We start from the raw sequence: 11,463 nt of genomic DNA on the forward strand, positions 1-11,463 counted from the left end.
TCCACATGCAGGCGTGCGGTACCGGCTTAGCCCGCAGGACGAACGGCGAACCCCCTGCCTACGACCGGGGCGATCTGCTCCATTTCACGGGCCAACGTTGACAGTTGCTGGGGATAGAGCGATTGATAGCCATCCGAAAACGCGTGGTCGGGGTCAGGGTGCATTTCAATGATCAGACCGTCCGCGCCGACCGCGACCGAGGCCAGCGCCAGGGGAATGACCAGATTGCGTTTGCCGGTGCCATGCGACGGATCCGTGATAATCGGCAGGTGCGAAAGTTCTTTCACGACGGGAACGATCGTGAGATCGAGCGTGTTGCGCGCGAAATCAGAAAATCCGCGAATGCCGCGCTCGCAGAGCACGACCTGATAGTTGCCTTCCGCGAGAATGTACTCGGCGGCATTCAGCAACTCTTCGAGCGTGGCCGCCGGGCCGCGCTTCAACAAGATCGGCTTCATCGTCCGCGCCGCTTGCTTGAGCAGGACATAGTTCTGCATATTGCGCGCCCCGATTTGAAGCATGTCAACGTACTTCCGCGCCAGCTCAATGCTCTCCGAATCCAGCACTTCACTGACCACGGGCAGTCCTGTTTCCTGACGCGCCTCGGCAAGCAATTTCAGCGCGGCTTCGCCGAGACCTTGAAACGCATAGGGCGACGTGCGAGGCTTGAACGCGCCGCCGCGCAGAATCCGGGCGCCGGCGGCGCGGGCGAATGCGGCGGACTGCATGATCTGCGCCCGCGATTCCACGGAACACGGTCCGGCGATCAATACCAATTCCGGACCCCCGATCCGCACGCCTCCCACTTCGATCACCGTGTCCTCGGGTTTCACTTCGCGAGACACCAGCTTGTAGGGACGCGTCACCCGAATCGCCTGAATCACGCCCGGCAGCGATTCGAGCACTTCGCGGCCGATCGGTCCGTTGTTGCCTGTCACCCCGATTGCCGTACGCGTCGCCCCGGGAATGGAATGCGCCTGGTAACCCAGACTCTCAATTGAAGCGATGACGGAACTAATCTGTTCGTCCGTTGCATCGCGCTTCATAATCACCAACATGGCCCTACTCCTGTTCGGCGCGGAATCATCATCAACTCCGCGAAATCGCCAGTTTGAGTTCCCGCACCAAGGCGGACACCGCCGGAATCGCCTGACCGCGCGTGCGGGATTCGTCGATCCGGCGAATGATCGCACTGCCCACGATCACGCCGTCCGCGTGTTCCGCAAGTTGGCGCGCGGTATCGCCGTTCGAAACCCCAAAGCCGACCATCACGGGCTGGGACACGGCTGATCGAACGCGTAAGAGATACTCGCTGACCTCCGCCGGCACCGTGCCGCGCGATCCCGTCACTCCCGTAACCGATACTGCGTAAACAAACGGAACTTGAGTCTCGTTCAGCGCGCGCATGCGTTCGTCGCCGGTGGTCGGCGCGACGAAGGGAATCAGCGGCAGTCCGTGTTGCAACGCCAGATCGTGAAACTCCGGTTCGGCATCCCACAGTAAGTCCGGCAGAATGAGCCCATGCACTCCGGCCGTCCGGGCCGACGCCAGGAAACTCGTTGCGCCGCGCCCCAGAACCGAGTTGTAGTAGCCCATCAGCACGATGGGTCCGAGCGCCGAGATCGCTTGCGCCATGGCGAAGACATGATCGAGCTTGGTCCCGGCCGCCAGCGCCGCTGTCGCCGCGCGCTGAATTACCGGGCCGTCGGCGATGGGATCGGAAAACGGAATCCCCAACTCCATGAAATCCGCGCCCGCGTCAAAGATCGCGCGGGCCAATTCTACGGTCGCAGACAAGTCGGGGTAGCCCGCGGTCAGGTAGATCGAGAGCAGTTTGGCACCGCGCTCGCGAGCATGAATGCAGAGAGATGCGAGGTCAGACATGCTTCAAGTAAGTTTGCAAGTCCTTATCGCCGCGTCCAGACAAACAGACAATGACCGCGCCGTTGACGCGGTCGCGCGGCAGGCGCTCTAACCAGGCGAGTGCATGAGCCGATTCCAAGGCCGGAACGATGCCTTCGAGTTTCGCCAAACGGCTCGCGGCCGCGAGCGCTTCCGCATCGCTGACACGTTCGTACCGGACGCGTCCGGCGTCATGCATAAAGCTGTGCTCCGGACCGACGCCCGGATAGTCCAACCCGGCGGAAATCGAATGGGCTTCGACAATCTGGCCGTCGTCGTCCTGCAGAATGTAACTGCGCGACCCGTGCAGCACGCCGGGTTGGCCGCGCGTAATCGCCGCCGCATGGCGCGGCGAATCGTCGCCCTCGCCGCCCGCCTCGATGCCGATCAGTTCAACTTCATCGGCCAGGAACTCATGGAAGAAGCCGATGGCGTTGCTGCCGCCGCCGACACAGGCCACCAGTTGTGACGGGCGCAGCTTCAGGCGAAGCAGGTCCGCGCGCGTTTCCAGTCCGATTACGCGTTGAAAATCGCGGACCATTAGCGGATACGGATGCGGGCCGACAACGCTGCCGATCAGATAGAACGTGTCGCGTACATTGGTTACCCAGTCGCGAATCGCCTCGCTGGTGGCGTCTTTCAACGTCTGCGTTCCACTGTCCACCGGACGCACTTCCGCTCCGAGCAGGCGCATGCGACCCACATTCGGCGCTTGCCGCTCCATGTCTTTCACGCCCATGTACACCACGCACTGCAATCCGAAACGCGCGCAGACCGTGGCTGTGGCGACGCCATGCTGACCGGCGCCGGTCTCGGCGATGATGCGGGTCTTGCCAAGGCGGATGGCGAGCAGAATCTGCCCCAACGCGTTGTTGATCTTGTGCGCGCCGGTGTGCAATAAGTCTTCGCGCTTCAGGTAAACCGGGTAGCCGTGACGGTCGGCGAGGCGCTCCGCGAGGTACAGCGGCGTCGGACGTCCGGCGAACTGCCTCAAGTGATCGGCGAGCTCTCCCTGAAAATCCGGATCCACGCGGATTCGCGCATACGCCGCGGCCAGCTCGGCGCAGGGCGCAAGCAGCGTCTCCGGGATGTAACGGCCGCCGTACGCGCCGAAATAGCCGCGCTCGTCCGGCCATGGGTAATCAGTCAACTTTGATTGCGCGAGCGGCATGGACAAACTCAATCATCTTCTGCTCTGATTTCATGCGAGGCGACCCCTCGATCCCTCGTGATACATCTACTCCAAACGGTCGAAGCCTGGCGACTCGGTCCGAAAGATCCGAGACGTTCAAGCCGCCGGCCAAAACCAGACGACGACCCGCCAACTGCGGATCCGAGGCCAATCTCGACGTTAATTGGTCCGCGCCGGCCGGATTGTCAATCAGGATCGCCCATGAATTCGCGTGAGCGGCAAGCAACACGAATGACGCGGAATCCTCACCGCGGACGGCCTTAATATACGGAATGGAAAACGACTCAGCAAATCCGGACGATTCCCTGCCGTGGAATTGCAGGAGGTCCGGGCGAGCGGCGGAAATATATTCGCGGATGAACCCCGGATCGGAATCTTGAAACACGACGACCAACTTGCTCGAACCGCGCGGCCTGTCGCCCAGCAGCGCGGCCTCGGCGAGGGACACCGCGCGCGGAGTATGCGGCACGGCGATAATTCCGACGGCATCGACTCCGAGCGAAACCGCCGTGTCGAGATCCTCGGCGCGGACGATCCCGCAGAACTTTAGCCACAACGCGGACATCTCAAGCTCGGCCAAGCAATTCCGCCAGTGCGCGACCGGGCACCGGCGCTTGCATCAAGGACGTGCCGACGAGCACCGCGTGAAATCCGCGCTCCGTCATCGTCAACAAATGCGCAGGACGTGAGATGCCGCTTTCGGCGACACGCGTCGAGTCTGGCGGCAATAAGCGCGACAGCGTTCCGGATGTCTCAAGATCGATCTTCAGCGATCGCAGATCGCGATGATTGACGCCCCAGATCACCGGGCCGATGCCCTCGCACTTGCGGAAGTCTGCCTCATCATGGATTTCGAGCAGGATGTCGAGCGTCAGTTCGCGCGCCAGCGCCGTCAAGTCCGCGAGCAAGGAGCGCTCGAGCATGGCTGCAATCAACAGAATTGCATCGGCTCCGGCGACGCGGGATTCGAAAATCTGATAGGGATCAAACAGAAAGTCCTTGCGCAGCAGCGGCAGCGAGACTGCATTGCGCGCCGCGCCAAGATTCGCGAGCGCGCCGCTGAAGAACTCCGGCTCCGTCAGGATCGAGAGCGCCGCCGCCCCGTTCGTCGAGTAGTCGGCGGCGATTTCGGCGACTGATTCACTCCGGCGAATTACGCCTGCGCTCGGCGACGCGTACTTGATCTCCGCGATCACCGCGATGGAGTCGCGCGCGCGAAGTGCGTGTTCCAAGCCGCGAGTCGGTGGCAGGTCGGCGGCGCGAGCACGAAGCGTGGCAAGCGGCTCCGCAGCCAGCTGCGTCGTGAGCGCGGCGCGCCGACGCGCGTAGATCTCGGCCAGCGCGTTCATGGCACGCCTGACTGAAGCCGCCGAACAAACGCGGCGAGCGTGCCGCTCGCGATGACCGAGCGGGCGCGGCTCGCGCCCTCGGCTAACGTCGCCACCTTGTCACTGAGGTAGAATGCCGGCGCGGCGTTGGCAATCACCCACTCTGCAAGGTCCGGCTCCTGTTGCTCGCACAAGCGCAGGAAGTGCGCGGCATTCTCTTCCGGCGTGCCGCCCGCAATGGCGGCCGGGCTGGTCAGACGAACTCCGATTTGTGACGGCGTCACCGTGTAAGTTCGACGATAGGCCGACGTTCCTTCCGCGATCACCGTCTGCCCCGCCGCGCTAAGCTCATCGAGGCCGCCCTCGCCGTGCACGACCATCACGTGCGCGGAACCCGTGGACAAGAGCGCATCGAGCAGCGGGGTCAACCACTGTTCGGAGTACACGCCGACCAGCTGGCGTTTGACACGCGCCGGATTGGCGAGCGGCCCCAACAGGTTAAACACGGTACGGATTCCCAGTTCTTTGCGAACCGGCGCGACGTGCCGGGCCGCGGCATGAAAATGCCCCGCGAACAGCATGGCGAAGCCGTGATCGTTCAATAGCCGTTGTACGTCCCGCGGATCATCCCGCACGGGCAGACCCAACGCCTGCGCGAATTCCACGCTGCCGGAACGCGAAGACGCCGCGCGTCCGGCGTGCTTGGCGATCACCACGCCGCCCGCCGCGGCCACAATCGCCGCCGCCGTGGAAAGATTGAAGCTGCCGCTGCCATCGCCACCCGTCCCGCAGAGATCGATGGCGCGGTCACTATACCCGTGGACGACCACCATGCGTTCGCGCATGATTTCCAGCATTCCGGAAAGCTCCTGCACCGTCTCACCATTCTGCCGCAAAGCCGTGAGAAAGGCGGCGATCTGCACCGGGCTGGTGTCACCCGCGAGCATGCTCTCCATGGCACTACGGGATTCCCCGTACGTCAGGGGCGAACCGGAGACGAGTTTCTGAATCTGCTGTTTCAACATGTGATCTTGCGCAAGGTTGCCACCCAGCCAAGAAAGTTCGCGATGACCTTCTCGCCCTCCGGTGTCAACACCGATTCCGGATGAAACTGCACACCCTCAATCGGCAGTTCCCGGTGACGGAGGCCCATGACTTCGCCGTCTTCGGCCCGCGCCGAGATCTCAAGACAAGCGGGCAGCGACGACTCGCGCACGGCCAGAGAGTGATACCGTCCGGCGGCGAACGGGTCGCTAAGCCCGCGGTAGATGGTGCGGTTATCGTGGAAGACCTTGGCCGCTTTGCCGTGCACGAGCATTCCGGCGGCAACCACCTCGCCGCCGAAGTGCAGACCGATCATCTGGTGGCCGAGGCATACTCCAAGCAGCGGAATCCTGCCCGCCACGGCGGCCAGAATCTCAGGCATATTGCCGGCATCTTCAGGCCGCCCGGGACCCGGCGACAGGATCACTCCATCCGGGTCGAGCGCGAGCAGCGCGTCCGGCGTGATCGCGTCGTTGCGGCGCACCACCACTTGCGCACCCAGCTTGCCGACGGCCTGCACAAGATTGTACGTGAAAGAATCGTAATTGTCGAGCACGAAAATCATGAGTCGGTGGCGAGGGCGATCGCGCGATCAATGGCCCCCGCTTTGTGGATGGTCTCTTCGTATTCCGTCTGCGGCACGCTGTCGGCTACAATTCCGGCACCGGCCTGATAGATCAACCGGCCCTCGTGAGCGATTGCCGTGCGCAGGGTGATGCAGAACTCGGCGTTGCCATCGCCGTCAAGAAATCCGGCGGCGCCCGCGTAGAAATCACGGGGCGTCGGCTCGTGCTCGAAAATAAGTTCCAGCGCGCGGACTTTGGGCGCTCCGCTGACGGTTCCGGCCGGGAAGGACGCCAATAGCGCATCCACCGCGTTCAGGCCCGGTCGCAGCTTCGCGGAAACACGGGAAACCATGTGCATGACGTGGCTGAAACGGTGAATGGCTGCCGATTCATCGACGCTCACCGTACCGTACTCCGCGACACGACCGAGATCATTGCGGGCCAGATCCACGAGCATCATGTGCTCGGCGCGCTCCTTAGGGTCCGCGGTCAACGACTTTTCGTGCCGGAGGTCTTCGGCCTCATCCAGGCCTCGCGGGCGAGTGCCGGCGATCGGGAGCAGGCGCGCCGTTCGCCGATTCACACCGACTAACAGCTCCGGCGACGCGCCGATGAACACCCCGACCGGCGTCTCGTGGTAGAACATGTACGGCGAGGGATTCACCCGCCGCAGCGCGCGATAAAGGTCAAACGGATCGCCGTCCAATTCCCGCGTGAAGCGCTGCGACAGCACCCCTTGAAAAATGTCTCCGGCAACGATGTGCCGTTTCAACGATGCCACCGCTTCACAAAAATCGGACGGCGAGAAGTTGGACCGGCACGCACCAACCCGAAATCCAGGTCTGGGCTTCGGCAAAGCGGAGTGTAGGATGCGCGAGAGATCGTCGAGTCGTTTCGCAGCAGTCGCGTCGTCCGCATCCCCGACGAGCAGGGCAAGTTGCCGCAAATGATCAAACACCACGACGTGCCGATAGTCGCCCAGCCAGGCCAGCGGCCGCGGTGACCGGCCGCGCTCGTCGAAGCGCTCGATCTCGCGGACAAAATCAAACCCGATGGCTCCGACCAGGCCGCCCACGAATGGCAGATGCGATGATACCGCCGTCCCATTGGTCACGAAGCCACGCAGCAAATCGGTCAGCGACCCCGTTCGATTACCCGATCCGGAATTGAATTCGGCGCGGCCCGGTGCGTGCGCCGAGAGAATTCCGGAGGGATCGACCCCCAGAATCGAATAGCGACCGAATCGCTCACCGCCCGCCGCGCTCTCCAGCAGGAACGGATGCTCCCCGGCCGCGCGCAGCCGCAGCAGTGCCCCGACCGGCGTCAACAGGTCGGAGGCGAGTTCCCGGATATTGTGGCGAGCGTCGGGCATTGGCGTGACTGAACAAATGAATATTCGGGCGGATGGCCAACCGCCTCCGCCAAACAAAAGACCCACGCAGTGGTGGCGTGGGGCTACAATACTGGACGATCAGAAATCGTCACGCAGCGGCAGTACCCACGGGCGGGCGGTGCCACCACCAAGAATCTGCGCTGCGATAGGTCCGGGCCGTGAACATGAGGAAGCTCGGTTCGTAGTTCTCACCAATTCAATGACCTAAGATACAAAAATTCTGGCGCGGAGTCAAGGCTCCCCCCCACCTCCAATCCTCTCCTCAGCTCTCCTCCGCCCTCCAAATCCTTCCCAAAGTCAGAGTTATCCACATTTGTTGACATTTACGGCGAAGATTGATACCTTTTTCATGAGGCGTGTACACTCGGCTCCACACGAACCAAACCAACCCGAATCCTCCTGATGTCGCGACACTTCATGATTCTGATGCTGACCTTCGCCCTTGCTCGTGGCACGTTCGGCAACGAACTGCTCATGCGTGCACAGTCGGCGCACGCGACTCTGCTCAGCCGTTCAACGGAGTTGAACAGACCGCTTGACGAGCGCACGCGCGCGCAGCTCCGCATTGGACAGTTCGACCCCAACAGCGCGGATGCCGCGGCCTTCCGTATCGAAAGCCCGGACGCGGCGCGCTGGATCGAACTGCAATACACGCTGGATCACTATCGGTTCAGTGAAATCCCGCAACTGCCGGTGCTGCGACTGCGCGTGTCCGATACGCCGTACTCCCTGGCACTGCGCTACCGCTGGATGTTCATCCAAGAGGATCTGGCGACCGTTGATCGCGGGACACTCGACATCACAGCTAAGAGCGACCCGGTGCGCATTGCCGCCCGCGCGGAACTGAAATTGCGAACCCTGGAATACGACTCCGCGCTGACTTATGCGACGTGGGCGTTACGAGCCGCTCGCCACGCGCCCGAACGAGCGACCGCGCAAGTTATCGGCGCCAGAGTGCTGTACAAATTGAACCGCTATGCGGAGTGTCGCGACAGTCTGACGACTCTGTTCGATGCTGAACACCTTGATGCCGAGGTCATGTTCCAGACGGCGCTCGTGCTCATTCAACTCGGACAGACCTCGGATGCCATCGACCTGCTCGCTGAAGCGATCCGCTGGAATCCGTGGCACGAGGGTGCCCAGTACTTTCTCGGCAACGGCTATTCGCGGCTGAACTACTCGCAGATTGCCGACTCCGCCGGATCGATGCTCCCGGAGGCCGCGGAACTTGTGCGCGCAGGGTCGGCGGCCTGGACCACCCGAGACTACGACGACGCCGAAGCGAAGTTTCGGGAAGCGTTGCGCCTCGTCCCGGCTTACGGACGCGCCCGCAACGGCCTGGCGAAAGCGCTCGAAGGACGGCGTATGCTGGTGAATGTGCACCGCGCGGAGGACGAGCGCGTGTTCGAGGCGAAGGCGACGACGCGGGTCCCGCGCATCGATGAATACGTGTTGAACTGGAGCCGGCTCTCGGAACGTCACCGGAAGCAGGTGGCGCTGGCGGTCGAACCGTGGAAGTTGTATATTCCGCTGCTGGTGGAGTGCGGCGAACATCACTACATCAAGCCGCTGCACGAAAAACTGTCGGAATGCCCGAACATGGAGACGATGAAAGACCAGCGCGTCGGCTACGACACGCGGCTGTGGGACGACGTGCGCGGATGCGGCGGCTTTACGACCGTCACCGGAATTGAAGACGTGGAGCGCTCAATCTTCAGTAACTACAATACGGTGCTGCACGAGCTGACCCATCAGGTGCACGGAACGTTTCCGTCGGCCGACCTGAAGCGGCTCGATGACTTGTGGCAGGCCACGCGCAAGCGCGACGATGCCGGTGTTCGCACATTCTTGAGCAGGTATCAAGCGTCAAGCGTGTGGGAGTACTTTGCGGAAGGCGCGAACGCCTACCACTCACCCCGCCGTGACAACTATGATACGCGGGAGATCGTGCGGGAACGGCTCCTCACCATGGATACCGCGCTCGTGCGATTGGTTGAGGACTATCTCACGGCACCGAATCTTGATGCCTGTTGGCCCGTCGGGTTGATCAACGCGTGTGATGACGCTATCGAGCGCGCAGAGCTCGAGCGCGCGGCGAACTTCGCGGGGCTCGCGCAGAAACGCGATCCGCATGCGGAGGTCGTGTTGGCCGCACTGTCCCACCTGAATTCGCTGCGCGATGAAGACGACCTCGCCGTCGCCTTCGCCGACACGCTGGCCCGGCGCTTTCCGGGCAAAGCGCGCTCTTATGCGCAACTGGAAAGTGCGCTGTACATGAGCAAGGCCAACAGCGAGCCGGAGTGCGTGGAGCTGCTCGCGCGCGGGCTGACGCTCGTGGATACGACGGAACGCAAGGACTTGATGCAGACGCTGGGCGGAACGTTGGTGATGGCCGGACGGCATGCGGAGGCGCGCAATGCCTACCAGTATGTGCTGGATCGCCAGCCGACCGACTACAGCGCGCTGTGGGGGATGGCGTCGGCCCTCCGCAATGATCCCCGCGCGGATAGCCTGTTCCGGGCGGCGCTGGCCGAGCGCACCGGAATCACGGCCTTGAGATGCGACTATGCCGAGTACCTGATCGCCACGAATCGTGTCGAGGAGGCTCGTGAGCAAGTCGCGGAGGCCGAATTGATCAAGCCGGAGGACGCAACCGTAATGATGGCGCGCGGATTGCTCGCGAAGGAAGACGGGAAATTGACAACGGCTCTGGAGAGCTTTGAGCGTGCGCTGTTGAAGCCCGAATCCCCGCGGCTGGCCGCCGTGCGGAAGGCATGGGTGCTGCGACAACTGGGCCGCGATGCCGAAGCCAATGAGCTGGCAACCAGACTGCGCAAGGAGGCCGCGACGGACGTGCCAACGTGGATCTATGACACGGAGAACTCAACGTATGTCATCGCGCGAGCGTGGGATGCGAAGGCTCGCGATTTGCTGGCGGAATACTTCGCGAAACCGTGACGAACGTCCCGTTCACTCCAACACAACGGGCAGACCATGGCGGTCTGCCCGTTGTTTCTTGCAGCCCATGGCGCGCTTCCGGCGCGGGCGGAATTGGTTTAGTCGTCGGAGATGGCGGACAACGTGGAAGTCAACTGCGACGTCGCGTCGGAATCGAGGGCATTCTTCCCGGAGACCGCCGTGGTCGTGAGTTTCGCGCGGGAATTATCGATGAGCTTGATGCCGCCTTGCGAATTGTCCGAAACCGCCGCATTGGTCAAGTCGATCTTGCTCGCGGAACACCAAATCCCCCAGCCGTGCTCGCCCTGCTGATCCGTCAGCGCGAAATTCGTGAGATCGGCGGTCGCGTGGTCTTCCAACGAAAGCCCGACGCCGCGATTCTCAGACAAGGCGGCATTCGTCAACTCCACCGCGCCGCCACTGACGAAAACCGTGCCGCCCGTACCGGGACAGCTATTCTCCGTGAAGGCGACGTTCGTTAGATCGACTTCGCCGCCGACGACGGCCACCGCGGCGCCCGCGCCGCTGGCACGATTTTCTTCGAATGCAGCATTCACAATCTCCAGCTCGGTGTGGTCGCAGTAAACCGCTCCGCCCTGATTGTCCGGCGCTTCGCCTTGCGCGTTTCCGCCGCTGATCACCACGTTCTTCAGCTTGCAGCCGGCCCCTGCTTTCAAGAAGCGAATCCCCGCCCAGCCCTCAGTGGCCGCGGCGCTGGCCTTGAAGACCACGTGATGATCGTCTTCTTCCTTGTATTCCGGTTTCGACCCGTCCACAACGAGCGCCCCCTCGACCACGAACTTGTAGTGTCCGGTGAACACGATCTCAACGCGCGACTCGATTTCGAGTCGCTCCCCGCGCGGCACCAGCAGATCACCGGTCACCACGTAGGGGCTTTGAGCATGAGTCCACCTTCCCGTCACGTTGCCGGCCACGGGTTCGGCATGGGCCGCAAGGGTGCTGAAGCCGGCAATCGCCAACGCGATTCCGAGATAATGTATCAACTTTGTGTCCTCCAGTTAGGCTATACCTGATATCTGTGGGACCGAGGGTTTCACCCCTTTGTTGCAGCGGTGGCAG

The 11,463-nt window shown here is 62.6% G+C and carries 10 protein-coding genes; 1 reads left to right on the forward strand and 9 read right to left on the reverse strand.

From position 1 onward, the window contains the following. Positions 1-26 precede the first annotated feature (26 nt). Genes aroF through HZB60_12685 form a run of 8 tightly spaced genes read right to left on the reverse strand, consistent with a single transcriptional unit; the run spans position 27 to position 7,404 of the window. A complete protein-coding gene (gene aroF / locus HZB60_12650; GenBank protein ID MBI5060615.1) occupies positions 27-1,058 on the reverse strand; it encodes a 3-deoxy-7-phosphoheptulonate synthase in 1,032 nt (343 codons plus the stop codon). 31 nt (positions 1,059-1,089) lie between these two features. Next, a complete protein-coding gene (locus tag HZB60_12655) occupies positions 1,090-1,884 on the reverse strand; it encodes a tryptophan synthase subunit alpha (protein MBI5060616.1) in 795 nt (264 codons plus the stop codon). Further along, positions 1,877-3,073 carry a tryptophan synthase subunit beta gene (gene trpB, locus HZB60_12660; GenBank protein ID MBI5060617.1) on the reverse strand — a complete coding sequence of 399 codons (1,197 nt, stop codon included), beginning with the start codon at positions 3,071-3,073 and terminating at the stop codon, positions 1,877-1,879. Before trpB ends, HZB60_12655 begins: the two co-directional genes overlap by 8 nt. Next, positions 3,045-3,659, reverse strand: coding sequence for a phosphoribosylanthranilate isomerase (locus HZB60_12665; GenBank protein ID MBI5060618.1), 615 nt, complete (start codon positions 3,657-3,659; stop codon positions 3,045-3,047). Before HZB60_12665 ends, trpB begins: the two co-directional genes overlap by 29 nt. 1 nt (position 3,660) lies before the next feature. Next, a complete protein-coding gene (trpC, locus tag HZB60_12670; protein MBI5060619.1) occupies positions 3,661-4,443 on the reverse strand; it encodes an indole-3-glycerol phosphate synthase TrpC in 783 nt (260 codons plus the stop codon). Further along, positions 4,440-5,447, reverse strand: coding sequence for an anthranilate phosphoribosyltransferase (gene trpD, locus HZB60_12675; protein MBI5060620.1), 1,008 nt, complete (start codon positions 5,445-5,447; stop codon positions 4,440-4,442). The genes trpC and trpD overlap by 4 nt, the downstream gene beginning before the upstream one ends. Next, positions 5,441-6,031: an aminodeoxychorismate/anthranilate synthase component II gene (locus HZB60_12680; GenBank protein ID MBI5060621.1), complete on the reverse strand. Its 591-nt coding sequence runs from the start codon at positions 6,029-6,031 to the stop codon at positions 5,441-5,443. Before HZB60_12680 ends, trpD begins: the two co-directional genes overlap by 7 nt. After that, positions 6,028-7,404 (reverse strand): anthranilate synthase component I family protein, encoded by a 1,377-nt coding sequence (locus tag HZB60_12685; GenBank protein MBI5060622.1) that lies wholly within the window; start codon positions 7,402-7,404, stop codon positions 6,028-6,030. The genes HZB60_12680 and HZB60_12685 overlap by 4 nt, the downstream gene beginning before the upstream one ends. Before the next feature lie 423 nt (positions 7,405-7,827). Here HZB60_12685 and HZB60_12690 point away from each other — a divergent pair, with 423 nt between their 5' ends. Beyond that, the gene (locus HZB60_12690) at positions 7,828-10,383 is read left to right on the forward strand and encodes a tetratricopeptide repeat protein (GenBank protein ID MBI5060623.1); all 2,556 of its coding nucleotides are present in this window, start codon (positions 7,828-7,830) and stop codon (positions 10,381-10,383) included. 98 nt (positions 10,384-10,481) lie between these two features. Here HZB60_12690 and HZB60_12695 read toward each other — a convergent pair whose 3' ends face one another. After that, positions 10,482-11,387 carry a right-handed parallel beta-helix repeat-containing protein gene (locus HZB60_12695; GenBank protein ID MBI5060624.1) on the reverse strand — a complete coding sequence of 302 codons (906 nt, stop codon included), beginning with the start codon at positions 11,385-11,387 and terminating at the stop codon, positions 10,482-10,484. Positions 11,388-11,463: the final 76 nt, after the last annotated feature.

The sequence above is a fragment of the candidate division KSB1 bacterium genome, from assembly GCA_016214895.1.
GTDB lineage: Bacteria > Electryoneota > RPQS01 > RPQS01 > RPQS01 > JACRMR01.

Coding starts and splice junctions, on each gene's coding strand:
- HZB60_12680 (MBI5060621.1), bottom strand. CDS start 6,031: ATGATTTTCGTGCTCGACAATTACGATTCTTTCACGTACAATCTTGTG.
- HZB60_12655 (MBI5060616.1), bottom strand. CDS start 1,884: ATGTCTGACCTCGCATCTCTCTGCATTCATGCTCGCGAGCGCGGTGCC.
- trpD (MBI5060620.1), bottom strand. CDS start 5,447: ATGTTGAAACAGCAGATTCAGAAACTCGTCTCCGGTTCGCCCCTGACG.
- HZB60_12690 (MBI5060623.1), top strand. CDS start 7,828: ATGTCGCGACACTTCATGATTCTGATGCTGACCTTCGCCCTTGCTCGT.
- HZB60_12665 (MBI5060618.1), bottom strand. CDS start 3,659: ATGTCCGCGTTGTGGCTAAAGTTCTGCGGGATCGTCCGCGCCGAGGAT.
- trpB (MBI5060617.1), bottom strand. CDS start 3,073: ATGCCGCTCGCGCAATCAAAGTTGACTGATTACCCATGGCCGGACGAG.
- trpC (MBI5060619.1), bottom strand. CDS start 4,443: ATGAACGCGCTGGCCGAGATCTACGCGCGTCGGCGCGCCGCGCTCACG.
- HZB60_12685 (MBI5060622.1), bottom strand. CDS start 7,404: ATGCCCGACGCTCGCCACAATATCCGGGAACTCGCCTCCGACCTGTTG.
- aroF (MBI5060615.1), bottom strand. CDS start 1,058: ATGTTGGTGATTATGAAGCGCGATGCAACGGACGAACAGATTAGTTCC.